21 protein-coding genes are annotated in these 23,338 nt (G+C 45.5%); 8 read left to right on the top strand and 13 right to left on the bottom strand.

Annotation, left to right across the window (positions count from 1 at the left end; translation table 11 throughout):
• Window positions 1-220 precede the first annotated feature (220 nt).
• On the top strand, window positions 221-742 hold the full coding sequence (locus tag GVN20_RS18830; RefSeq protein ID WP_166559832.1) for a GtrA family protein: 522 nt from the start codon (window positions 221-223) through the stop codon (window positions 740-742).
• Between the two features lie 57 nt (window positions 743-799).
• Here the strand turns inward: GVN20_RS18830 and GVN20_RS18835 are convergent, their stop codons facing one another.
• The 4 genes from GVN20_RS18835 to GVN20_RS18850 form a co-directional block, all read right to left on the bottom strand.
• Window positions 800-2,332 carry a M20/M25/M40 family metallo-hydrolase gene (locus tag GVN20_RS18835; RefSeq protein ID WP_166559833.1) on the bottom strand — a complete coding sequence of 511 codons (1,533 nt, stop codon included), beginning with the start codon at window positions 2,330-2,332 and terminating at the stop codon, window positions 800-802.
• A 145-nt stretch (window positions 2,333-2,477) separates the two neighbouring features.
• The gene (locus GVN20_RS18840; protein WP_166559834.1) at window positions 2,478-4,451 is read right to left on the bottom strand and encodes a S9 family peptidase; all 1,974 of its coding nucleotides are present in this window, start codon (window positions 4,449-4,451) and stop codon (window positions 2,478-2,480) included.
• A 292-nt stretch (window positions 4,452-4,743) separates the two neighbouring features.
• Complete coding sequence (locus GVN20_RS18845; RefSeq protein WP_310586832.1) at window positions 4,744-5,436, bottom strand: BspA family leucine-rich repeat surface protein; 693 nt, start codon at window positions 5,434-5,436, stop codon at window positions 4,744-4,746.
• A complete protein-coding gene (locus GVN20_RS18850) occupies window positions 5,399-6,619 on the bottom strand; it encodes a BspA family leucine-rich repeat surface protein (RefSeq protein ID WP_166559836.1) in 1,221 nt (406 codons plus the stop codon). Before GVN20_RS18850 ends, GVN20_RS18845 begins: the two co-directional genes overlap by 38 nt.
• A gap of 251 nt (window positions 6,620-6,870) precedes the next feature.
• Here GVN20_RS18850 and GVN20_RS18855 point away from each other — a divergent pair, with 251 nt between their 5' ends.
• Both GVN20_RS18855 and GVN20_RS18860 read left to right on the top strand, forming a co-directional pair.
• Window positions 6,871-7,110, top strand: coding sequence for a hypothetical protein (locus GVN20_RS18855; protein ID WP_166559837.1), 240 nt, complete (start codon window positions 6,871-6,873; stop codon window positions 7,108-7,110).
• 68 nt (window positions 7,111-7,178) lie between these two features.
• Window positions 7,179-7,430, top strand: coding sequence for a type II toxin-antitoxin system RelE/ParE family toxin (locus tag GVN20_RS18860; protein WP_310586831.1), 252 nt, complete (start codon window positions 7,179-7,181; stop codon window positions 7,428-7,430).
• 3 nt (window positions 7,431-7,433) lie between these two features.
• Here the strand turns inward: GVN20_RS18860 and GVN20_RS18865 are convergent, their stop codons facing one another.
• Window positions 7,434-8,675 carry a carboxypeptidase-like regulatory domain-containing protein gene (locus GVN20_RS18865; RefSeq protein WP_166559838.1) on the bottom strand — a complete coding sequence of 414 codons (1,242 nt, stop codon included), beginning with the start codon at window positions 8,673-8,675 and terminating at the stop codon, window positions 7,434-7,436.
• Window positions 8,676-8,713: 38 nt separating this feature from the next.
• A complete protein-coding gene (locus GVN20_RS18870) occupies window positions 8,714-9,301 on the bottom strand; it encodes a thymidine kinase (RefSeq protein ID WP_166559839.1) in 588 nt (195 codons plus the stop codon).
• Between the two features lie 125 nt (window positions 9,302-9,426).
• Here GVN20_RS18870 and GVN20_RS18875 point away from each other — a divergent pair, with 125 nt between their 5' ends.
• The 4 genes from GVN20_RS18875 to GVN20_RS18890 all read left to right on the top strand — a co-directional run bounded on the left by GVN20_RS18875 (window position 9,427) and on the right by GVN20_RS18890 (window position 12,324).
• Window positions 9,427-10,587 (top strand): hypothetical protein, encoded by a 1,161-nt coding sequence (locus tag GVN20_RS18875; RefSeq protein WP_166559840.1) that lies wholly within the window; start codon window positions 9,427-9,429, stop codon window positions 10,585-10,587.
• A 94-nt stretch (window positions 10,588-10,681) separates the two neighbouring features.
• Window positions 10,682-11,308 (top strand): ABC transporter ATP-binding protein, encoded by a 627-nt coding sequence (locus GVN20_RS18880; protein WP_166559841.1) that lies wholly within the window; start codon window positions 10,682-10,684, stop codon window positions 11,306-11,308.
• 258 nt (window positions 11,309-11,566) lie between these two features.
• Window positions 11,567-11,986 carry a HEPN domain-containing protein gene (locus GVN20_RS18885; RefSeq protein WP_166559842.1) on the top strand — a complete coding sequence of 140 codons (420 nt, stop codon included), beginning with the start codon at window positions 11,567-11,569 and terminating at the stop codon, window positions 11,984-11,986.
• Window positions 11,965-12,324: a hypothetical protein gene (locus tag GVN20_RS18890; protein WP_166559843.1), complete on the top strand. Its 360-nt coding sequence runs from the start codon at window positions 11,965-11,967 to the stop codon at window positions 12,322-12,324. Before GVN20_RS18885 ends, GVN20_RS18890 begins: the two co-directional genes overlap by 22 nt.
• An 80-nt stretch (window positions 12,325-12,404) precedes the next feature.
• Here GVN20_RS18890 and GVN20_RS18895 read toward each other — a convergent pair whose 3' ends face one another.
• The 4 genes from GVN20_RS18895 to GVN20_RS18910 all read right to left on the bottom strand — a co-directional run bounded on the left by GVN20_RS18895 (window position 12,405) and on the right by GVN20_RS18910 (window position 19,506).
• The gene (locus GVN20_RS18895; RefSeq protein WP_166559844.1) at window positions 12,405-13,442 is read right to left on the bottom strand and encodes a type IX secretion system membrane protein PorP/SprF; all 1,038 of its coding nucleotides are present in this window, start codon (window positions 13,440-13,442) and stop codon (window positions 12,405-12,407) included.
• A gap of 338 nt (window positions 13,443-13,780) precedes the next feature.
• The gene (locus GVN20_RS18900) at window positions 13,781-16,957 is read right to left on the bottom strand and encodes an efflux RND transporter permease subunit (protein ID WP_166559845.1); all 3,177 of its coding nucleotides are present in this window, start codon (window positions 16,955-16,957) and stop codon (window positions 13,781-13,783) included.
• Between the two features lie 62 nt (window positions 16,958-17,019).
• Window positions 17,020-18,129 carry an efflux RND transporter periplasmic adaptor subunit gene (locus GVN20_RS18905; RefSeq protein ID WP_166559846.1) on the bottom strand — a complete coding sequence of 370 codons (1,110 nt, stop codon included), beginning with the start codon at window positions 18,127-18,129 and terminating at the stop codon, window positions 17,020-17,022.
• A 21-nt stretch (window positions 18,130-18,150) separates the two neighbouring features.
• Window positions 18,151-19,506 (bottom strand): TolC family protein, encoded by a 1,356-nt coding sequence (locus tag GVN20_RS18910; RefSeq protein WP_166559847.1) that lies wholly within the window; start codon window positions 19,504-19,506, stop codon window positions 18,151-18,153.
• Between the two features lie 513 nt (window positions 19,507-20,019).
• On the opposite strand from GVN20_RS18910, the gene GVN20_RS18915 reads away from it, so the two are divergent.
• Window positions 20,020-20,919, top strand: a complete 900-nt coding sequence (locus tag GVN20_RS18915; RefSeq protein WP_166559848.1) for a LamG domain-containing protein — start codon at window positions 20,020-20,022, stop codon at window positions 20,917-20,919.
• Window positions 20,920-20,926: 7 nt separating this feature from the next.
• Here the strand turns inward: GVN20_RS18915 and GVN20_RS18920 are convergent, their stop codons facing one another.
• From GVN20_RS18920 to GVN20_RS18930, 3 genes are all read right to left on the bottom strand, one after another.
• Window positions 20,927-21,493, bottom strand: coding sequence for a DUF4833 domain-containing protein (locus GVN20_RS18920; RefSeq protein ID WP_166559849.1), 567 nt, complete (start codon window positions 21,491-21,493; stop codon window positions 20,927-20,929).
• 26 nt (window positions 21,494-21,519) lie between these two features.
• The gene (locus tag GVN20_RS18925; protein ID WP_166559850.1) at window positions 21,520-22,446 is read right to left on the bottom strand and encodes a PfkB family carbohydrate kinase; all 927 of its coding nucleotides are present in this window, start codon (window positions 22,444-22,446) and stop codon (window positions 21,520-21,522) included.
• Window positions 22,447-22,583: 137 nt separating this feature from the next.
• Window positions 22,584-23,294: an HAD family hydrolase gene (locus tag GVN20_RS18930; protein WP_166559851.1), complete on the bottom strand. Its 711-nt coding sequence runs from the start codon at window positions 23,292-23,294 to the stop codon at window positions 22,584-22,586.
• Window positions 23,295-23,338: the final 44 nt, after the last annotated feature.

Here is a 23,338-nt window from a genome sequence, read left to right on the forward strand (position 1 = left end):
AAATTCTTAAAAGAACAGTTTTCGGCTTTGAGTGCTTTTGCACCGAATTGTCGGAAACTGTTTTCCTTTTTATGATTTTTATTCCAAAAAAAACAGATATACCAAAGACCGATAGATAAAAAAGGAGAAGGTTTTTTGCGACCGTATTCGAAATGCGTTTATTTTGTGCCTTCATATCCGCTGTTTCATGCCATTTGTTTGATGAAAGTGGCCTTATTTTATGCTTGTGAAGAAGAAATCAACACTATTCAATTTTAAAGACCTCATCGTATATTTTTTGATTGCAGGCACTGGCGCGGCGGTACAATTTGTAGCAGGCAGTTTTTTTCGCAACTACGTTGATTTTTTTACGTCAGTATCGTTGGGCTACATCGTCTCGTTTGTTGTGGGCTTTGTACTCACCAAAATGTTTGCTTTTGATGCCCGCAATACCAATAAAACCCGCCGTGAGATGGTGAAATTTGGTATTGTCGCCTGTATTTCTTTTGGAATTACGGTTGGTTTTGCGGCTTTAACGCTCAAAATTCTGCACTCATCAGATCCCAACGATTATATTTATAAAATCCCCTACGGTATCATTCCCGAAAAATACAAGGATGTCAACGTCACCGAGGCATCTTCTACGCTGGTGGGAATGGGCCTGAGTTTTGTCAGCAATTACATCCTTCACAAAACCTTTACCTTCAAAAGCACAGGTTTCTACGATCGCGCCAAAGCGGCGTTGCATTTAGGCAGAGACTAAGCTAAGCATCAGATGAGCTAGGCACTCCCGTTCAAAACCGTCCGACGCTTAGTCTGTTTATTTTACTTGCTCCTGCGTCAAAATCGCCATCCACGTTTTTATTCCTTCTACATAATTGCCTAGTCGCAAATTTTCATTGGCCGCGTGTTGATTGTTGTCCATGTTGACCATCGGCACGTGAATAGCGGGCAAATTCAACTCTCTTAAAAACGGCACAATCGGCACGGAGCCGCCCGTCATGCGTATTTTGATGGGCTCTTTGCCAAAGGTGCGCATCATGGCGGCCGTCAGCCAGCGGTCGGGGTAAATGCCGAAATCGGTCCGGAAAGGCAGCATTCTGGATTCCCGTTCGGTAAGGGTGACGATTTTAGGGTATTTGAGGCGTTCTTCATCGGTGGGTTTACGGTTAAAAATAACGTAACCTTTTCCTTCAATGTGTTTTTTTATCAACGAAACCAAGCGGTCGGGGTCGGTTTCGGGAACCAGTCGCAGGTCTATTTCAGCAATAGCCTCTTCTGGTACGATGGTGTTGGCTTTTTCGCCGATGTTGGCACAAACCAACCCTCGAATGTTGAGAGAAGGGTATTGCAAGGCTTCCTGATAATTGGCACCTACCTTATCGGGCGCAGCAAAGCCTAGTTTTTGCCTAATGTTTTCGGGACTGTCGGGAACTGCCGCCAGAATTTTGCGGGCGTCGGCGTCGATGCTGATGCCGTCATAATAGCCTGGAATCGTCACGCGGCCGTCTTCGTCTTTCATGGAGGCCAGCAATTGTGCCATGCGCAACGCGGGGTTAGGGGCATAATTTCCGTAATGGCCGCTGTGTTGTGGTGTTTTTGGCCCATAAGTGGTCAGCGTAATGGTGGCAATGCCTCGACAGCCGTACGTAAGCGTAGGCTCGTTAGAAAGGTGCCGTCCGCCATCCATTACCATCAGAAAATCGGCGGCGAGCTTGTCTTTGTATTTCTTTACGGTTTCGGCCAGGTGTGGCGCACCGATTTCTTCCTCACTGTCTAAGATTACCTTGATGTGGTAGGGAGAGTTGATGTTTTCTTTTTGCATCATGTCCAACGCAGCCAGCAACATCAAAATCGGTCCTTTGTCGTCCGAAACAGCCCGGGCAAAGATGCGCCATTCGGGATCGTAGCCCGTTTGTAGGTTGTTCCAGTCTATCTTTTCCCATTGGCCGTTGGCTCCGCGTTTTTTAAGGACGGGCTTGTAGGGAGATTCCTGTTGCCATTTTTCGGGCTCCACGGGTTGTCCGTCAAAGTGCATATAAAACAACAATGTTTTGAGCGATCCAGTGGTTGGTGTAGCGGGTTTCTTTTCGGCAAAAAACACAGGGTGCCCGCCCGTTGGAAGTGCTTCGGTGCTGAAGCCGCGTTTGTCAAAGGCTTTTTTTAGCCAATCTAAGTTGGGCTGAATCTGCTCTTTGATGTGCGCATTGCTCGGCAAAACCATAAAATCATACAGGTCGCCGTAATAATTTTTGACGTGCTTTTGGACAATGCTTTCCAAGTCAGCCTTGGGCTGGGCAACAGCGGTAAAGGAGAGTACAAAAAGGCAGAAGGGTAGAAGTTGTTTTTTCATTGATAAAGGATAGGTTATGGGTTTCAAACACAGACTTGCCAAGTTTTCAAACTTGGCAAGTCTAACTGATAACTGATAACTGATAACTGATAACTGATAACTGATAACTGATAACTGATAACTGATAACTGATAACTGATAACAATTAACGGTTAACATCTTCGCCAAAGACCCATTTGCCAAACCATTGCAGGTTTTCTTCCATGACCTGCCGCATTTGTTTGGGTTTGGTGATGCCGTGGCCAAAGCCTTTGTAAACCACCATTTTGACGGGTACGTTGTTGTCTTCCAACGCCAGTCTCAACTCGTAGGCATTGGCAATCGGCACGCGCCGGTCCAGTTCACCGTGTTGGATAAGGGTAGGTGTTTTTGCGGTCTTGATGTACGAAATCGGAGAGGTCTTTTTATAGATTTCCGGGTCATTCCACGGGGTACCTTTGAGGTATTGCCGAGTAAAAGGCGTAATGTCCGTATTTTGGTAATAGGTAGCCCAGTTGGAAATTCCTGCCCCGACCGACGTAGCCTTGAAACGGTCGCTGAACGTAGTAATGAACGCCGAAATATACCCGCCCTGACTCCAGCCCATGGCCCCAACTTTTTCCTTGTCGACCATGCCTTTTCCGATCAGAAAATCGACGCCCGAAATGACATCGTCGTAATCGCCTACGCCCAGATTGCGAACATTTAAGGCTCTGAATGCCTTACCATAGCCCGCCGAGCCACGGTAATTGGGCCGCAGCACCAGTGCCCCTTTGGCCGCGAACAGTTCGATGGGGTAGTAGCGGTCGGCTGTAATGCTCGGCATGTCAATGCCCGTCGGGCCGCCGTGGATCACCACCAGCAGCGGGTATTTTTTGGCCGGATCATAATTGGCTGGTTTGATTAACACGCCTTCAATGGTGGCTCCGTCGCGCGATTTCCAACTGACTACTTCGCGGGTGGCCGTTTTGTAGGGTTTGAGTTGGTCACCCATTTGCGTCAGAATTTTGGGGGCAAAAGAGGGGATAGCAGAAACGGCAATCTCGCCCATTTGATTGGGCGAAGCCATCACAAAAGCGGTTTGTTTGAAGTCTTTGGTGAACGAAAACTGGTTGGCAATGATATTATCAGGTTGCGTGATTTTGGTAAACTTCTTAGTAGACGGATTCAGTAAAAATAAATGGGAAGTTGTTTTCTGCAGTCCGCTGAACCAAATCCCTTCGGTCGACCAATCTAATAACCCCGCGTTTTCATCAAAACTCTGACTTAAAACAGTCGGGGTTCCTCCTTCGCTCGGAACGCTCGCAATGAGGCGATTGGCATAAAAAAAGAATTCATCTTCGTTGGCCGTTACGAATGCAATCTGCTGGCCGTCGGGCGACCAAACGGGGTTATTGTCGGGGCCTTTCATGGAAACAATCTTCCGGGTAGTGGTATCGGCCAACGTAAGTGCATAAATATCAGCCGTATGGCTGTTAATCAAGTCAGGATTTTTGGTGGCATCAAACGCGATTTTTGTGCCGTCGGGGGAAAAAGAAAAACTGCCTACCGAAAAGTCCGTTCCTTTCGTCAGTGCTTTGGGCGTGGGGAGCTTGGTGGCGGTGTCCGAAACGGGTAGGATGTAGAGATGCGTCATTTTGTAATCCTGCTGCACCACTTCGTAATCGCTGTATTTTTCTACGCGTTCTTTAAACGCTTTGGAATCGGGAACGGTGGTGGCAAACACAATGGATTTTCCGTTGGGCGAAAAGTCAAAATACGATACGCCTGTTTCAAATTTGGTGAGTGCTTTGGCCTCTCCGCCCTGCGGATGGATGACGTAAATTTGGCTTTTATCGTCGCGGGTGGAGAGAAAGGCCAGCGTTTTGCCATCGGGCGACCAGACGGGGCTACTGTTTGATTTTTTGGAGTTGGTAAGCGGGTATTTCTCGCCGGTAGCGGTGTTGGCCAGCCAGATTTCGGTCTCGTAGGCATTCTCTTCCCAATTGGTTTCCGTAACGGTATACGCCACCCAACGGCCATCGGGAGAGATTTTTGGACTGCCCACGCTTTTCATCGAAATGGATTGCTGAATGCTGGGCGTTTGGGCAAAGGCCATTGCTCCCACAAGGCAAAACAGGGGTAAAAGGTTTAGTTTCATTGGATGAAGTTTAATTGCCCCTAAAAATAAAGATTTTAAACAGGAAAGGGCCGCAAAATTTTGCAGCCCTAAATCCAAGGTCTGTGTCTCTACAGAACTTACGTCAAAATGTCTGTGGTGAGACAGACCCTGGCGAAGTAGAAATAAATCGGACTGCCGACGCAGTTACTGATGTACGGATACTTTTTGGCTGGTTCAACTTGGTAGGCCGTCACAGACCCCGACCGCCGGTGCGGGCTATTTATGGAGAGTACGCAGGGTTCTTTTAAACACTACGCATTACTGAGAAATTTTAGTGAGAGCAACTTTCTGAGTCCCCGATAATAATCCAACCCTTGCCACCCGAAGCGGTAGGGGTAGTAAGTAGGATGCGGGCAGTTTCCGCACTGCAATATTTAAGGTTTACTGCTCCCATACTTCTGCCTGTTACCGAGCCTGTCGCAAAAGCTGTGAGGGTAGCATCGTAGTTGGCTATGCTCATGCCGCAGTTATTCAAAAAGTCTGTTATATCAACATTGGCATTGAGTTGGCTGCCCCAAGAAGCCAAATTTTGGTTAAACGTACTACAACCAACAAACATATTGCTCATATTAGTAACAGCTACGATATTAAAATTGCTTACCGATTGGTTAAAAGCACGACAACCATAAAACATATTATCCATATTGCTAACTTTTTCGGTATTGAAATTGCTTACCGATTGGTTAAAAGCACTGCAACGAACAAACATACCACTCATATTGGTAACGGCAGCGGTATTGAAATTGCTTACCGATTGGTTAAAACCACTACAATCATAAAACATATTACCCATATTGGTAACGGCTGCGGTATTAAAATTGCTTATCGATTGGTTAAATGAACTGCAACCAATAAACATACCACTCATATCGGTAACTTTTTCGGTATTGAAATTACTTACCGATTGATTAAAGGCAATACAACTGTTAAAAACACCCCCCCATATTTGTAACGGCTGAGGTATTAAAACTGCTTACCGATTGGTTAAAGACACGACAACCGGAAAACATAGAACTCATATCGGTTACGGATGCCGTATTAAAATTGTTCACCGATTGGTTAAAGGCCCTACAACCGGAAAACATATCTCTCATATTGGTAACGGATGCGGTATTAAAACTGCTCACCGATTGGTTAAAGGCGCTACAACCGGAAAACATAAAACTTATATTTGTAACGGATGCGGTATTAAAATTGCTCACCGATTGGTTAAAGGAACTACAACCAGAAAACATAAAAATCATATTGGTAACTTTTTCGGTATTGAAATTGCTCACCGATTGGTTAAAGGCGCTACAACCATGAAACATACCACTCATATTGGTAACGGATGCGGTATTAAAATTGCTCACCGATTGGTTAAAGGCGCTACAACCCGAAAACATAAAGCCCATATTGGTAACGGCTGAGGTATTAAAATTGCTGACGGATTGGTTAAAAACACTACACTCAGAAAACATCATACTCATATCGGTAACGGCTGCGGTATTAAAATTGCTGACAGAATGGCCAAAGGCTTTACAACCATTAAACATATGACTCATATTGGTAACCTTGTCGGTATTAAAATTACTCATCGATTGGTTAAAGGAACCACAACGAAAAAACATATAACTCATATCGGTAACAGCGGCGGTATTAAAATTGCTCACCGATTGGTTAAAAGAACTACAGTCAGCAAACATATAACTCATATTAGTAACGGCGGCAAAGTTGGGCGTGTCAGTAGCTGTGAGTGTCATATTGGAGCAGCCGTAAAAAGCATTTTGCATACCGGTCCAATCCACAGTACCCCACTGTTTTATTTCAGTGAGGCGTTGGCTGTCTGTACTGTTGTTAATGATGATTCTTTGAAAATTGGCCGGGCCAATGCTCACGTCTATGATGCCATTGGCAGGTAAGTTCGTGATGGTGAGCGTACTTCCGCTAAAAGTACCACTGCCGGAGGCAGCGCCACCCACCTGTTGCCAAGTATAACTTACTGTACCGGCCGTGGCTACGCCAAATGTCAATGTCGTAGCGGCCCCACCTGTTTTTGATAAATCCCAACGGGTAATGAATGGGCTGCTTTGGGCTTGGGCATTGTACAGCATTGCCCCCCAGGCAAAAAGAAAGATAGTTAGAGATTGGAGTAAGGTTTTGTGCATAAGAAACGGTAAATTTTCGTTCAGGAGAACACCTGAACACTTCAAAAGTACTTTGAAAATCAGCCATATTTGACAGCCTAAAGTAAGGGATTTTTGCGCATTTGTTGCAAGTCTTTATGAACTTTAGAATACGTGACAGTCCCCAAATCCAAGGTCTATGGAGACACAGACTTTGGCGAAAAGTTGGTCAGAATGAAAGGGACGAACAAAAATTTAGTTACTTTCGTTATCTTTTCAAAAAAAGTACCTAAATGAAAACGGTTGCTCATCTCACTACCAATATCACGCTGACATTTAATCAAGTGGCGGAGCTGACTCGTCAACTTCCCAAATCAGATCGTTTGCGACTTGTTACTCTTCTTCAGGAGCATGATGAACCAAGTAAAGAACAACTTTTGCAAGACCTTCGGGAGGCTATTGAAGAAGTAAATCTGGCTAAGGAAGGGAAAGTTAAACTTAAATCGGCGAGGGACTTTATTGATGAGCTATAAGATTTCCCTTACCGAAAAATTTTAAAAAGAAGCCAAGCGCTTGGCAAAGAAATATCCTTCACTTAAAATTGATTTATTACAACTTATCGAAAAACTTAGAAGAAGACCCTATACAAGGCGATGCTTTAGGAAATTTATGCTATAAGGTACGTTTAAAAATTTCTTCTAAAGGAAAAAGAAAGAGTGGTGGGGCACGTGTAATCACTCACGTACATATTGCACACGAAAATGTGTATTTGCTCACTATCTATGATAAATCCAGAAAAGCTGACCTTGAACAGGGTGAATTGGAGTCGCTGTTACGAATTATTAAACATTAAGCCCTACTTCGCCAGCGTATTCACGATCTGCCGCATGGCGTCGGAGGGAATGATGAAATTGAAGTTTCCCCAGAATACCTCATCATATTTAGGAATGACCTGCGGAGAAAAGTTTTCGGTATCAATCAATACGTCCGTTTCAGGAATACGCATACCGTTGCTTTTCTGAATTTCGGTGGTGACAAATTGTAGTTTTATGCTTCCCAATGTTTGGACTTTATTCTGTTCAAACTGCGTATCCAGTAGCATTCTGTAATCTTGCAAATACCATTTTCCCGCAAAAGGCTTGTAATTGATGCAGGTATAGACGCGTTTGGCTTCGCGCTTGGTTTTGCCGAAAACCTTATCAGATGTGCTCGTTTTGAGTATGTCTTTAACGCCTTCGGCCGTAAAATCATATTCAATTTGAATGATGGCCGAATCGGCGGCGTTGATACTGATGCTGCCCGTACGAGCTGCTTTGATGCCTGCGCTAACGGGTCGAAAAAGTACCCGGTATACCTGCTTATCGAGATAATAGGCGATGGTGTCATCCAGTTCGTACACATAATCGTACAGGTTTTTGCCGTCGAGGTATTCGGGAATGCCCACGTCAATCGAATGCGTCACAATCGTGGCACCGTTGGGGAATGAATATCCTTCGAGCGTTTTTGAACGATTATCGCTTAAAAACTGGCGTCCTCTCAGGGCTTTTACTTTCTCTGGAACCAAAATCTTGGGGCGAGGGTCTTTTTCAGATTGCAGCACCGCCTCCCGAATGTCGACGTATTCGCCGTTTTGTTGGAGAGATTCGCGGTAAAACCCATTGAGTAAATAAGGCGTTTCTGGATTGTTTTTCTTTATTTTTCCCAACGCGTCCGACACCAGATTTCGTGCTTCAAAAGTCTTGATGAAAGAACTATCAACGAGCCGTGGGGTGGCGGGTTCGAGTTCTATCACTACGTCTTTTTGGTTCAGGGTATAGGCCGAGGCTTTTTGTCGAAAAGGTTTGTAACCAATCACGGCTACCACCACCACAGAGTCGATGGCAATGCGTGGGAAACGATAAAAAAAATGGCCATCCTCGTTGGTCAGTGTGCCAGTACTTTTGCTCATCATGCCCACGTACGCGTGCGAAATGGGCTTTTGGGTCGATTGATCAATGACTTTTCCCGAAAGCAGCAAGTAGCCCTGCGCCTGTGCGGAGGTTGAAGTGAGCCACTGAAAAACAGCAAAAAAAAGTAGGGTGTAGAATGAAAGACGCATCAGTTCAACTTAGTTAATGAAGATTTTTGTGGCAATAATCACGCCAATTCCCCCATCGTATAACATCTCCGGCAGCGCGCTTCGTAGGAATCGGTTTCGCCCAAAAGAATTTTATCTTGAGAAGTCACTTTTCGGTATGAATATTGCGCTACTTCTCCACAGACAACACATACCGCGTGGACTTTGGTAACGTACTCGGCAATAGACATCAACAGCGGCATAGGACCGAAAGGCTTGCCCGCAAAATCCATGTCTAAGCCCGCCACAATGACGCGTTTGCCGCTGCCGGCAAGTTTGTTGCAGACATCCACGAGATTGTTGTCTAAAAATTGCGCTTCGTCGATGCCCACCACGTCGCAATCACCGGCGAAGAGTAAAATCTCCTCGGAGGTGTTGACGGGAGTCGAACGAATCGAATTTTCGTTGTGAGAAACAATGTCGAGGTCGTGGTAACGTTTATCAATGGCGGGTTTAAAGATTTCCACTTTTTGACGCGCTATCTTTGCCCGGTTGAGCCGACGAATGAGTTCTTCGGTTTTTCCCGAAAACATAGAGCCGCAAACGACCTCCACCCACCCAATGCGAGGCTGCGAATGTTTAGTATTGTGATTGGGTTCGATGAACATTACGATAAATAATAGCCGTGATACTTGAACCGTTATTTGTTTTATTTTTATCGAAAAATTTTCGAATAATGGATAGCAGAAACCGGCTTTGAAAAACTACTTTTACAAAACAAACGATTTTTAGGATGCTTCACAAGTTTAATGTTTCGGCCCTCAATGACTATAGTCAGCAGTTTGCCCATAAAGTTTGCGACGATTTTTTTGCGCATAATTCTGTCGCATCAGGTCAGCACATCCTGAACTTAACGGCAATTCCACAAGTGAATTTGTTTATTATCAGTAGTTTATACGATAAATGGAAAGCCGATGCAGAAGCGTTCAAAAGCCCATTTTTTGACTTTGAAAGCAGCGAGGTAAAAGAAGCGCTCAAGCAGTTTATGAATGTGGTGTCGCGCAAGATTTCGGTAAAAAGAGAGCAGCTTGAGCCTGTTTTGGTGGAAGCCACCAAAGATACGTTGGTGCTCTTGATTGACCCCAACAGTTATTTCAACGAAATTTTTCGCAATCAGCCCAATTTTACCGTCACCGCCGATACAATTCAGCAACTGCGTAAGTACATTCGATTCAATAAATTTGTGCCGCAGTCCATCGCCGAAGCAATGGCCGACCGGGCGTTTGTGTACGTCAATCAGGCCATTGAATGGTCGGAGCAAGCCATTGCGCAACGCACCGCCGAACTAGATTCTATCGACCAATGGGTGGCGGTTTTTTCGGAAAAGGCCGCGTTGGATGCTTCGTCGCTGTTGAAGAAGACGAATCGTCCTGAGTCGATTGTGATTCCAGGAGAGCCGCAGGCCGACCAATCGTTTTTTGATACACTGGTAGAGGAGCCAGTGGCCAATCCCGTCAAATTGAGCGAGCCAGAACCTCTGCGTCCTGTGGATGTCTACGTTCCTCCCGTACCCGCTTTTACGCCCCCCGCCGCGCCTCCCATGCCTCCGACCCTCCACGAAACCGTGGGTGGAAATGGCAACGCCGCCAAGGAGTCGCTAAACGAGCGTTTCAGAACCGAGCAAGCGTCGATTTCAAGCAACTATCAAAAGCAGCCGATTGCGAGCATTTCGCAAAATATACCGCTTCACCAGAAATTTATGTTTATTCACCAATTGTTTGGGGGAAGCAACAGCGCCTACGAAAATGCCATTACCGAATTGGAACAAGCACCTGATTTTCAAACCGCCCGTGGCCTGATTACCTACAAATTTGCCTCTCAGCATCTATGGGACATGACGGGTGATACCGTGGGCGAATTGTTAGAAATTGTAAAACGACGTTTTGGGCAATAATCGCTCTTTCTTCATTTTAGTTGGGAGTTTCTGCGTTTCTAAGTTTCTTTGTATTTAATAACCGAACCGCAGAAACTCTTACATACCGCGCCCGATGATTGCTTGCCACAACCTTACGTTTTCGTATTCCCCCCAAAAGCATTTTTCTTTTCCTGATATTGTTTGTAACGACCGCGAAGCGCTCTTGATTTTGGGCCAATCGGGCAAGGGAAAAACGACGTTGTTGCATTTAATGGCCTTGTTGTTGCGTCCCGAAGGCGGTCAAGTTTTTATCAACAATCAAGATATTACGCCCCTTTCGGTAGCCGAAGCGGCGGCTGTACGCGCAAGTCAAATCGGTATTGTCTACCAACGTCCGCATTTTGTTAGCTCGCTCAATGTGATGGATAATGTGCTTCTTTCGAGTTACTTAGCCCAAAAACCGCAAGATAAAGTGCGGGCAAAACAGCTTGCGGAGCAATTGGGTTTTGCCGATCATCTGTCCAAAAAAACCAATCAATTGAGTCAGGGAGAGCAACAACGCGTCAGTATTGCCCGGGCGTTGATGAACAACCCAGCGGTCATTTTGGCCGATGAGCCTACCTCCAGCCTCGACGACATCAATTGCGATAAAGTAATCGAACTTCTGAAGAATCAATCCGAGCAAATCGGGGCCAGTCTCGTCGTCGTAACGCACGACCAACGCCTCAAAGATGCCTTTGCAAAGCAGGTGAAGTTGTAAACTATGGTCAGGAATGTTTATAGTCAAGAAGTGGTTATAGACTGTCAAGAAATACTCATAATTATAATTAGCCGATTGCCGAAACTTTTCTTTTGAGCACTGTCTTAGAATTATCATCTGTTGCGACGGCACCAATGCCCTACCGCTGTTTTTTCTCCTGATTAAACATATACATAACTTGCTAAAATTCAATTAATTAAATTGCCTGTAAACTTAATATGTATTAAATTTGTTTCGACTACCAAACAGACTTAATAATTGGCAACGGCAGCAGAATTAAAAGTAATGGTAGAGGATCGCCTTAACGAAGCTGAATTATTGTACGAAAACAGGTTTTACGCAGGTGCTTATTATCTATCTGGTTATGCTGTGGAATTTGGATTGAAAGCGGTGATTTGTAAACGGTTAAATATTGAGATGTTTGAGAAAAATCCAAGTACAAAAAATATTGCAAAGACTTTCCAAATACATGACCTAAGTGACTTAATTATATTATCTGGTCTACATCAGGAATTAGAAGACCTAAAAAGTACAGATGCAAGTTTTGCTAAACTATGGTCTATAGTTTCTGGATGGACCGAACAAAGGCGGTATGATTTTGGATGTAAGCAACAAACATCAAGAAGATTTTTAACATCAGTAAAAACATTTATGTCATGGATACAACAGCATTGGTAAATAAATTAAAGACTTTATTCTTAAATGAAAAGAGTAAAGGCCTGCTAGTTGATGCAATAGGGTTGGCTCCTGCATATGGAGGTTTGGTCAGCGACTCTTTTATACTAGGAGTCAGTGCACCTTCTATGGCAATGATTGATTGTTATGATAAAATGGACATTATTATAGATTTATTATTTGCCAATTTGAATGAAGCTGAACGGAGAATGATTGATCGCGTGCGTGTATACGATAGTATTAATGAGCTAAAAAGTCATGCCGAAAATGATTTTGACGACTCATCATGTGCTTGTGAAAGACCCCTGCAATTGAATGCAGCTCTTTATGAAATGGCTTGATTAATATCATTATAAAACAAGTAAGGAGGGCTTTAACCCTCCTTTTTTATGTTAATATTGGCCTATAAACGTACCGACCTTTAAAATTTAGGACACGATAGCTGTTTGTCTTTCTTTGAGCGACGATGACGGGGCGAAGGCTCGAAATCGAAGGTGTAAGCCATCGAAATTTCGTGCGAACCGCCGCTCGGCAATCCCAACGACGAAATCGTAATGTCGTAGCTGTAACCAAATGAAAACTTATCTTGGCGATACCCAATCAGGGCAATGAGCGACTCGCGGTTGGTGATGTTGTCAACGTATTTCTTAATGGGCAGCCCACGGTACCAAAGACCCAATACGATAGGAGAATAGGTAAGATACACCCCCAAATCTAACTGATCGTATTTGCCCTGAAATTTATAGTTAATGGCGGGTGAAATGCTCATTTCGCGGTTCCATTCATCCCCCAAACCAGTATAGCCCCCAAACGGAATGACCAACCCTGCATGAATACTTCCTTTGATGGGTAGACGCGTGCCGTCGGCTATCTGAAAAAATCCTTGCTCTGGGCGGTTAAGGTGGTGCGCTGATACTCCTACCCAATAACGGTCAGAATAAAGCAATAATCCCGTGGCGAAACTCATGTATCCAATCGTAGGCGTGCCGTTGGCGGCGAGGGGGTCAGCGGTAGGGTTTCCTGTAAAACCACGGTTGGTGTACTGGTCTCCAAAAGTCAATTCGCGTAGGTCGGCGCGGCGATTGGCGTAGGTTCCCTGCAATCCCATGCGCAGGGCGGTTGTTTCGTTGAATTTAAGTTGATAGGCGTATTGGGCCGATATTTCGGAAGTTCTCAAATTGCCCGTTCCCTGACTGTCGTTAACAAACATCAAGCCCACACCGCTATTGACTCCTGAGAAGTAATGGTCAACGGCAAACGAAGTGGTAACGTAGTTGGCGGCTAGGCCAGGCCATTGGTTACGATAGTTCATCATAACGCGCGGTGCCAAAGCCCCACCAGCAAAGGCAGGGTTAAGATACAAGGGGTTCGCGTAGAATTGCGAAAATTGAGGGTCTTGCGCTTGCGCAACCCAAAAAGATATACCTAACAGCAGGGTTAAAAGAAGTCTTCTCGTCATGATACCAAAGCTACCGCAAACATTTTGCCAAATTAATCATTAAATCTCCGAGAATTTAACGGATTTTTCAAGCAAATGTTATTTAGGTTTAAAAAAAGGCCCTTGAAAAGATAGAATGCAACTTTTAGGGAGGTTTAGATTGGGGGAGATTAGTGAGTTTTATGCGCAGAGATGGCGAAATAGAGCAATTCTGTTCTTTATATTGTAAACTAAAGTTACTATGGGGCAGTTTGTGAACCTGCTTAACTTAATGTAAAATCATTAAATGAAAAACGCCCATAAAACAGTTGATTAATCAGCTGTTTTATGGGCGTTTTAGTTATTTCCTAAAATGTTTCTTACTCCACTACCGTCGAAGTTGTGTTTGTTTTTTGTTCGTTTTCTGTACGTTTTTTCTTGCCCATGCTGATTTTTTCAATCAAGACAAACAGTACGGGTACTACAAAAATAGCCAGCGACGTGGCGGCCAACATTCCCCCAAATACGGTCCAACCGATGGTCTTGCGTGATTCGGCAGCGGCACCGCTGGCAAACGCCAATGGCAACACCCCCAGAATAAATGCCAACGAAGTCATGATGATGGGTCGGAGGCGCAACTGTACGGCTTCCAGCGTTGCTTTGACCAATTCCATACCGCCGTCTACGCGCTCTTTGGCAAATTCCACAATCAAAATGGCATTTTTTGCGGCCAATCCAATCAGCGTAATCAACCCGATTTGGGCGTAGATGTTGTTGGATAAGTTGGGTAAAAACGTCAGCGTCAAAATTGAGCCGAAGGCCCCGATGGGAACGGCAAAAAGCACTGAAAATGGAATGGACCAGCTTTCGTACAAAGCGGCCAAAAACAAAAAGACAAAGACGATAGAAATGGCAAAAATGGTCGTGGTGCTGTCGCCTGCCTTGATTTCTTCGCTACTCATCCCCGAAAATTCATAGCCATATCCAGCGGGAAGGGTTTGGGCGGCTACTTCCCGCAGCGCCGTAATCGCTTGCCCACTGCTGAAGCCAGGTTTGGGCGTCCCGTTGATTTCGACCGACCGGTAAATATTATAGTGGGAAATCAAGGCGGGGTTTTCAACCACTTTTGTCGTGACCAAAGCACTCAGCGGAATCATGTTCCCTTCGCGGTTGCGTACATAAAACTTCTCAATTTTATCCAACGATGAGCGGAAACTGCTGTCGGCTTGTACCACCACGCGGAAGTTTCGTCCGTAAAGATTGAAGTCGTTGACGTAATTGCTTCCCAACATGGCCGACAATGAACTGAATACCTCTGAAACCGATACGCCCAGTTTTTTGGTTTTTTCGCGGTCTACGTCAATTTTATAGCTGGGAGTTCGGGTGTTAAAAAAGGTGAAGGCCGCGCCGATTTCGGGGCGTTTGGTAAGCGCTCCCAGAAAATTACGGGCTACACCCTCAAATTGCTGAATGTTATCTGTGCTGGTGGTTTGCTGTATCTGAAACGTAAATCCAGACGTGGCACCCAAGCCCGGAATAGCGGGCGGTGCAATGGCCAAAACGCGCGCCTCGCGGATGTCGGCGGTGCGTTTTTGGATTTCTTTGATGACACTCTGCACGTGGTGCTCGGCACCTTTGCGCTCGGCCCACGGGTGCAGGTTGATAAACAGCGTACCAACGTTGGATTTGTTGGAAAAACTGAGCACGTTCAACCCCGCCAAACCACCCACGACCCGTACTTCGGGAATGGATTCTACGCGGGTCATGATTTCCTTAATCATCGCAATGTTACGTGTGGTAGAAGTTGCTTCTTGCATTTCATAGGTGACAAAAAGGCGCCCTTCGTCTTCAACGGGGATAAAACCCGTTGGTTTATTTTTGAACAGAAAAAACAGTCCTACAAACAAACACACCATCATCACCATCACGTAGGGGGTACCTTTGATCCACTTTGCCACACCGCTGGTGTAGGAAATCGACAAGCGCTCGAACCATTTGTTGAATCGGTCGAAGAATTTCTCCATTAAATTCTTCTTATCGGCCGCTCCTTTGGAAGGGCGAAGCATGGTAGAACACAACGCTGGCGTCAGCGAAAGCGCTACGAAAGCCGACAACAGCACCGAAACGGCAATCGTAATGGCGAACTGCTGGTATAAACGCCCCACGATGCCCGGCACAAAACTCACGGGCACAAACACCGCCGCCAAAATCAAGGCGATGGCAATCACGGGTCCAGAAATTTCTTTCATGGCCTTGGCGGTTGCTTCTTTGGGCGAAAGTTTTTCGTGGTCAATATTGTGCTGAACGGCTTCCACGACCACAATGGCGTCGTCGACGACGATACCGATGGCCAGCACGAAAGCAAAAAGCGTGAGGGTATTGATGGTAAATCCAAACGGGATAAAAAAGATGAACGTGCCAATGAGTGAAACGGGAATGGCCAGAATCGGAATCAATGTAGCGCGCCAGTTTTGCAGGAACAAAAACACCACGATAATCACCAAAATCATGGCTTCGCCAAAAGTCTTTAATACTTCATTGATGGAAACCCGGACCACTGTGGCAGTTTCGGTCGGCATGACGTAGTCGATGTCTTTCGGAAACGTTTTTTTCATGGTTTCGAGGGCGTTTACTACTCCGTCGTAGGTTTCGAGGGCGTTGGCACCGGGCGCCTGATAAATCAGAATAAATGCCGCAGGTTTCCCGTTGACAAAGGCGTTTACCCCATAATCAAACTTGCCGAGCTCGACCCGCGCCACGTCGCGTAGATACACCACGCGCCCTTCAGCGGGTGAGGAGCGCACCACGATGTCTTCAAACTGTTCTTTGGTGTTTAAGCGGCTGTTGGTCAGTACACTGTATTCAAATGTCTGGGTGTTGGGTTGCGGATTTCCGCCCACGGTTCCCGCCGCAATCTGAAGGTTTTGCTCCGAAAGTGCCGCCGAAATATCCGCGGGCGTCATTTTGAGGCTGGCGAGTTTGTCGGGATTTAACCAGATACGCATTCCGAAATCATCGGCGCGCGAAACAATATCGCCCACGCCTTTGACCCGTTGGAGGGCATCTTTTAGGTAAATATTGGCGTAGTTTCCGATAAATTGCGCATCGTGCGTGCCTTTGGGCGAATAAAGTGCCAATACCACCATGATGCTCGGCTGACGTTTCCTGACCGTAACCCCCAAACGTTTGACTGCATCTGGAAGCGAAGGCTCGGCTACGCTGACGCGGTTTTGCACGTCGAGTGCCGCAATGTTGACGTCGGTGCCCACCTCAAATACCACATTGACGCCGCTTTGCCCGCTGCTCGTACTGGTACTCGACATATAACTCATGCCTGGCACGCCGTTGACTTGGGTTTCGATGGCGGTGGTGGTGGTTTGTTCTACCGTTTGTGCATCTGCTCCGATAAAGTTCCCCGAAATCGTCACAGTAGGTGGGGTCACATCTGGATACTGCGCGATGGGCAGGGTAGATAATGCAATGAGTCCCACCAACACAATCACAATCGACGAGACGATGGCGGTAATGGGCCTTTTGATGAAAATATCTGCAATCATTTGGAAAGATTTTTATATTTGCAATTGTCGATTTCTTATTGAAATAAACAATTGTAAATGAGTTATTTGTCCGTTTTAATTAGTGCTCCTTCGCGTAAGTTTTGGACTCCTTCAACGGCGATTTTTTCACCTTCTTTCAATCCCTCTTTCACAATGATTTTGGTCCCCAACGGTTGGCCCACCACAATTCTCCGCTGACTTACTTTGCTGCTATCACCTGCAACGTAGACAAAAAACTCGCCCAATTGCTCAGTTACGGCCTTGTACGGAATCACGACCGATTTGGTTGAGGCGCGGTTCAGTACGCGCACGGTTCCGGTCATGCCCGCACGCAGTAAATTGTCGGGATTAGGAAAAATCAGTCGCGTTTTGATGGTTCCTGTTTGCGGGTCAACGGCGCGGTCAAGCAATTGAATTTTGCCAGGATGAGGATAAATATCGGGGCCAAAAGCAAGCGTAAATGTTGAGTCTTTGGAAGCTCTATTTTTAAGTAAGGTCGCAAACCGATAGATTTCTTTTTGGTCGACGCCAAAATCTACGGCCAGTTGTCCATCAGTCGAGACAGTATTCAGCAGGGTTTGTCCTGCCGAAACCGCTGCGCCGGGTTTCACCAAAGAGATGCCAATTACACCATCAAATGGAGCGTAGACTTTGGTATATCGTACGCTGGTAGATACCGCCGAAATATTGGCCTTGGCGGCTTCTGCTTGTTTCTTGGCTACTTCGAGTGCGGCGTCGGCATTGTCAACTAATTGCTTGGCTACGGCATCGTTTTTGTCTAATTCATGGTACCGGTCGGCGTCTTTCTGGGCTTTGTTGACGTTGGCTTCCTGTACTTTCAGGTTGGCCACGGCCTGCTCATAATTGGCCGAATAAAGTTGCGCATCGATGGAGTATAAAAGCTGTCCTTTTTTCACCCGTGCCCCATCCTGAAAATGTACCCCCGTAATAAAACCTGTCACCTGCGGGCGCAGTTCAACTTGATTGATGGGCGTAATGCTGGCGGGGTATTCGTCGTAATAAACGGCGTTGGTAGTGGTGACTTCTTCCAACGTCACGGCCACGGCGGGAGGGGCCTGTTGGGCCGCTTTTTGTTCCTCTTTTTTATCGCAAGAGGTCAGAAAAACGATGGACAATGCGGCGGTAAAGTAGTGTATGGGATTCGAATACATATAATTCGGAGATTCAGTTTTTTAATAATTAAGTTGGCCAAGGGCACGTTGTACGTCAATTTTATTGGAAAGCACTTGATAAAGCGCGTTGTAATAATTGATGCGAGCCAGTCGTAAATCAGTCTCCGAAGCGATGACCTCGAGGTAGGTTTTGATGCCCGACCGGTATTGCAGTTGAATGATGTCGTAGACTTCGCGCGCCAATTCCATGTTTTCTTTTTGGGTAAGCAAATTGGTCAAGCTCCCTTTATAACTGCCCAAAGCCCGCACATATTCGGCGTTGACGTTGAGTTGCAGGCGTTTAATGTCCAAATCAATGCGTTTGAGCTGCCACTCGGCGGTGTTGGTATTAATCTTGCGTTTTCCTCCTTGATAAATAGGAAACGAAAGCGTAATGGCTGCAAATGAATTGGGGAAATTTTTGGAGTACAAATCCAAAAACTGATTGTTTTGAAAGTTCAAATTGTAGGCTCCGTTGGCCGCTACCGTAGGTAAATAGCTCCATTTGGTGTATTGATAATTATACTCTAATAAGCGCTTTTGGGTATTCAGCAACTGATATTCAATGCGGGACGTGTATTCGGCATTTTGGAGGGTATCCAAAAAAAGCTCACGTTCCATTTGCAGGCTGTCGTACTGAAGATTTAGCTCCTGCGCTTTCGGATACGCCATCAAGGATTTGAGGTGTTCAATTTTTCCTTTCAGAATTTCCTCATTGCCTTTCTTCGATGCTTTGGTATTATTGAGCGAAATCAGCGCCCGTTTGTAGTCAATTTTATCGGCAACGCCCGCTTTGTACTGATTTTGCGCATCTTTCAGGCTGCGCTCTAGCCGCACAATGTCTTCGTTGGCCACGTCGATTTGTTGCTTGGTGGTCAAAACATCATAAAAGGCTTTGGAGACATCGACGGCCAAATCGGTTTTGTTGGAAGATGTTAGTTGATTGGCCTGCAATCGTACCTCGTTTTGGGTGCGCCGAGCCAAAAGCACGTCGCGGTTAAAGAGTGGTTGCGACACCGTAAACTGCCCCGCCGAGATATTACTAACACCTAACTTGACGGGATTGCCGCCAATGATGCTGGTTTGGACAATAAAGTTGTGTTGAAGGTTGTAATTGAAGTTGATTTGCGGATACCAATCAGCGAGTCGGCTTTTGATGTTGTTTTCGGTAATGCGCTCATCAATCACCGATTGTTGAATGGCGGGCTGATTTTTCAGAGCGTATTTCACGACCTCTTCTAAGGTGGCTTTTTCCAAGGTTCCGCCGTCGACCGATGCCTGCGATTGTGCCCAAAGCAGGCTGGAAGGCGGAGACAGGAATGTAACGGTAATCAGCGCTAAAAAAAACTTTTTATCTGATTTTGACCAATAACTCATTCAGGGTAAAAATTATGAAAGTAAGAGGAAATTGAAAGATATTTAGGCGGTGCGAAGCTCGGATACTTCAAGAACCGTTGGGAAAAAAATGGAGTAAAAAAACGGAAGAATCGGCAGAATAATGACTTCTACCCCTCGCTCTCCAGTACGTGATAGCAGGAGCGAAGATGTATACGGGCAATGTTCTCATAGTGTTTAAATTCTTAAATGACCGGACTATATTTCTTTCTGATTGCCTGTTAAATAGGATAAAACCAATGGACTTTTTAGAAAGTGTAACGAGTCATTCGGGACGTTAAGAAAGTTGTGATGGTGTGGATAGTAACGCAATGGGTATAAGCTATAAAACAATAATTTTTTAAAAGCGTTCACACTTGAGGCAGATATGGAGGACGCAGAAAGAATAATTTTCAAGCATGAAAGGCTTGCTGATTGGCGTAGAAATGGGCAAATAATCTTTAACATTGAACAAATGTTTTTCTAAACCTGATTCACACAATCCTTCGAAGTTGTATGAAAAAAGCCCTTTTTATGATTCGCCCGTACCTAATGTTTTGTCTCCTGACGATGTGGGTAGGCAGTGCCGTGTATGGGCAAGCACCAAAGCGTTCTATCAAGAAACTCCTCAGCACCAAAGGCTTGGTGGCCTTGTGGGATTTTAAAGAACAGGAGGGACAGCCTAGAAAGGCCTGGGGCATGGAAGATTATCCATTACAAGAGCAAAACGGCACACTGCCTCGCATCAACGAAGGGCCGTTGTCGGGCTATTCGGCGCTTTTTGGTAACAAGGCTTTTCTTTCGCTGCCCAATGCGGAAATCGGCAAGCTTAATATTTATGGTAAAAATCAAGGAGTGACTGTGGTGGCCTGGGTCAAGTGGACGGGAGAACAAACGGGATTTGTGGGAGGGATTTGGAACGAATACCAAGACGGGGGCAAACGGCAGTATGGGCTGTTTGTGTCGTTGCCGTATTACAACGGTCGAAATCAGGTTTGCGGGCATATTTCCTTCACTGGCAAACCTACGCCGCCGTTTCCGTATTCCATTGATTATTCAGCGAGTGAACAGACCGTGCCCGCCAATGAGTGGTGCTGCGTTGCTTTTACGTACGATGGGCAATACATTCGCTCGTATTTTAACGGTATTTTCAAAGCACGTACGCCCGAACTCATCGACCATACCAAAGGCTTTGAGGGCTACCCCGAGGGTTTGACCCAGTCCAAAAATCCGTATTACTTTCCCGATGGCATGGGCAACAACGGTTCTGATTTTACCGTGGGGGCGGTGCTGCTTAAAGCGGGAATGGGTAATTTTTTTAAGGGACAAATCGGCGGATTAGCTGTTTTTGACCGCGCATTGAGCAATGCCAAACTGAAAAAGTTATCTACAGCTTTTTTGGAAGTGGGGTATTAAGCCACCTTTAAACAGGCTTGATGCGTTGAGTCAGGGTTTTACCCGTTGCTATTTCAGTTCCTTTTAACTCAATATAAAGAACATTTGGCGACCAAAATGAGCCACCATCGATGCGGATAAATACCCGGCTCAGAACGCATTCTTTTTTATTGATTGCGGTATATACCTGATATTGGTTTTGGGCGTCTTTTTTCAACAAAAGCGGTAGTTTAGAATAAGCCACCGAGCGCAATTCGTAGCGGTCGTTTCCCGTCGACTTTACGTTGATTCCGTAGGCAAATTTTCGTTGAATGTAGTTCAGATCTTTACGCATTCCTCCCTCCGGATAGCGAATCCAAAATGCATGAACGGGGTCTTCTGTTTCTAATTTCCCGTTTTTGTCCACATTGATTTCGTAACAAATCGTGTTGGTATTAGGGTCGCGCTGGATATAAAACAGGAGTCCTTTGATTCCGTTGGGTACGGGAAAGCTCTCGGGGTCGGGGAGTGGTGCTTTATCGGTGCTACTGTTGGGCGTCGAAAACGATAAAAGTAGCGGGGCAACAAGCAACCACAAAATAATTGAAAGTTTCATGACTATAGTTTACTGCAAAAACAACTTTAAACGACCGAAGACCACGCCTCTGCCCATGAAAAAACCTTTTCGTACCCCTCATGAGTTCCATAAGCAAGCACTTTTTCAACTTTGGTGAAATCGCCCGAGAAAGGACCAGAAGCTTCGATATTGATGGTAGCCATGGCTGCCCCAAACTCTCCGGCTTCTTCCACGTCGGCACCGGCTATCTTTTTGGATAAATAGCCCGCCATGTACGTATCGCCGCAACCCGTGGCGTCCACTACTTTTGTGGGTGTAAAAGCGGGGATTTTATGAAAGCGATTATCGGTATAAATCACCGAGCCGTGGCTGCCAAGGGTGATGATTACTTCTTTAACGCCCATATCGGCCAAGTATTTGGCACCTTCTTGCACCTTACTTTTTCCTGTCAATACCTCCATTTCAAACTCATTGGCTTTCAGAATGCTCACGTGCGGCAGCGCCTCTTTTTTGTCGGCCCAGTCTTTGTAAAGCACCTTTTTGTCTTTAACGTACCGCAAATACCCCTGAATATCCAGCGAAACCATGCCTTTGGTGGCGAGTAGTTTTAATAGTTCCAAGGAGATGTCGTCTGAAAGTAAAGGCCCTAAATGGTAGATTTTGGCGGTAATATCGGGCATGACCGGAACATCAAACGGGGAGGCTTTTTGCAATACGTTTTGTTCGCGGTGGTTTTGATTTTCGGGGTAAATGTTTTCAAAATACACCGAGTGCTCGCTGGGCAATGCATATACTTCAATACCTGATTTGCGAAGGTCGGCAACCACTCCCAACTCACTCGTTGCCAAAGCCGTGACCAAAGCATAGTCTAATTGTGCCTTTTGGATGGCTTTGGAAAAATAAAAAGAAGTGCCTCCCGGCATATATTTGACCGAGTGGGGTGTCACGACTTTATCAAGCGTGATGTGCCCGATGGTGCATATATCGTACATACTCTTCAATGATTTGGTGTCAGTATTTTTGTAAAAATGCGTCGAAGCTAAATCTTAAAAAGTAAGCAATCAGAATGATGAATTTACAATAAAATCATTTAACTACCTATCTTTTAATTGTTTAACTTCATTGGTGCTTAACTTATTAATTTCGTAACCTCCTCAGGTACCAATGCAAAATCATGGATTTCGGCATCGGCGACGGAGTCAGTTTTGGCAGTTGTTTCTTCCCAACCTTGTACATTTAGCCAGATTGTTTTGCAGCCGATTTCGTGCGCTGGAACAATGTCTTTGCTGTATGAGTCGCCAATGACGACGCAGGCTTCGGCGGGCAATTGTAACGCGTCTACGCCGAGTTGATAAATGGCTGGATTAGGCTTTCTTACGCCCACCACGGCCGATTCTACCACGGCGTTGAAATACGCGGCAATTCCAAAATCATTTAAAACGCTATTGATATTTCCGTAAAAATTAGAAACCATCACCAGCGGATACTGCTTTGCAAGTTGCGCTAAAACGGGAGCGGCCTGCGCCACCGTTGTTTTGGCAAAAAGATGACAGTCTGTTGCAATCAGCTCAATGCTTTCAGGATTAACCCGAAAACCGTTGTCTTTTAAAAACTGAAACTGTTGCTCCACCTTGAGCCGTAAGGTATCTAAAAAAGTATGCTCAGGTTTCACAATCGGATGAATCGCCAAGGCTCTCTCCCCAAATGAGTACGCTTTTGAAAATGTTTCTTGGTCAATTTGTACCCCGTATTCTTGGTAACTGTTCCACAATACACCGCCCCAATGCAATCCGTTGGTGTCGATTGTGCCACCGTAGTCCAGCAAAACTCCTTTTATCATAAACGATTTACTTTAAATAATGGGTGACAGATAAACCAAAAAAA

The sequence above is a fragment of the Runella sp. CRIBMP genome (assembly GCF_009905605.1).
In the GTDB taxonomy this organism is placed as follows: domain Bacteria; phylum Bacteroidota; class Bacteroidia; order Cytophagales; family Spirosomataceae; genus Runella.

Excerpts from the sequence above, each read along its gene's own strand:
- GVN20_RS18830 (WP_166559832.1), top strand. The coding sequence starts at position 221 with ATGCTTGTGAAGAAGAAATCAACACTATTCAATTTTAAAGACCTCATC.
- GVN20_RS18835 (WP_166559833.1), bottom strand. The coding sequence starts at position 2,332 with ATGAAAAAACAACTTCTACCCTTCTGCCTTTTTGTACTCTCCTTTACC.
- GVN20_RS18840 (WP_166559834.1), bottom strand. The coding sequence starts at position 4,451 with ATGAAACTAAACCTTTTACCCCTGTTTTGCCTTGTGGGAGCAATGGCC.
- GVN20_RS18850 (WP_166559836.1), bottom strand. The coding sequence starts at position 6,619 with ATGCACAAAACCTTACTCCAATCTCTAACTATCTTTCTTTTTGCCTGG.
- GVN20_RS18855 (WP_166559837.1), top strand. The coding sequence starts at position 6,871 with ATGAAAACGGTTGCTCATCTCACTACCAATATCACGCTGACATTTAAT.
- GVN20_RS18865 (WP_166559838.1), bottom strand. The coding sequence starts at position 8,675 with ATGCGTCTTTCATTCTACACCCTACTTTTTTTTGCTGTTTTTCAGTGG.
- GVN20_RS18870 (WP_166559839.1), bottom strand. The coding sequence starts at position 9,301 with ATGTTCATCGAACCCAATCACAATACTAAACATTCGCAGCCTCGCATT.
- GVN20_RS18875 (WP_166559840.1), top strand. The coding sequence starts at position 9,427 with ATGCTTCACAAGTTTAATGTTTCGGCCCTCAATGACTATAGTCAGCAG.
- GVN20_RS18880 (WP_166559841.1), top strand. The coding sequence starts at position 10,682 with ATGATTGCTTGCCACAACCTTACGTTTTCGTATTCCCCCCAAAAGCAT.
- GVN20_RS18890 (WP_166559843.1), top strand. The coding sequence starts at position 11,965 with ATGGATACAACAGCATTGGTAAATAAATTAAAGACTTTATTCTTAAAT.
- GVN20_RS18895 (WP_166559844.1), bottom strand. The coding sequence starts at position 13,442 with ATGACGAGAAGACTTCTTTTAACCCTGCTGTTAGGTATATCTTTTTGG.
- GVN20_RS18900 (WP_166559845.1), bottom strand. The coding sequence starts at position 16,957 with ATGATTGCAGATATTTTCATCAAAAGGCCCATTACCGCCATCGTCTCG.
- GVN20_RS18905 (WP_166559846.1), bottom strand. The coding sequence starts at position 18,129 with ATGTATTCGAATCCCATACACTACTTTACCGCCGCATTGTCCATCGTT.
- GVN20_RS18910 (WP_166559847.1), bottom strand. The coding sequence starts at position 19,506 with ATGAGTTATTGGTCAAAATCAGATAAAAAGTTTTTTTTAGCGCTGATT.
- GVN20_RS18915 (WP_166559848.1), top strand. The coding sequence starts at position 20,020 with ATGAAAAAAGCCCTTTTTATGATTCGCCCGTACCTAATGTTTTGTCTC.
- GVN20_RS18920 (WP_166559849.1), bottom strand. The coding sequence starts at position 21,493 with ATGAAACTTTCAATTATTTTGTGGTTGCTTGTTGCCCCGCTACTTTTA.
- GVN20_RS18925 (WP_166559850.1), bottom strand. The coding sequence starts at position 22,446 with ATGTACGATATATGCACCATCGGGCACATCACGCTTGATAAAGTCGTG.
- GVN20_RS18930 (WP_166559851.1), bottom strand. The coding sequence starts at position 23,294 with ATGATAAAAGGAGTTTTGCTGGACTACGGTGGCACAATCGACACCAAC.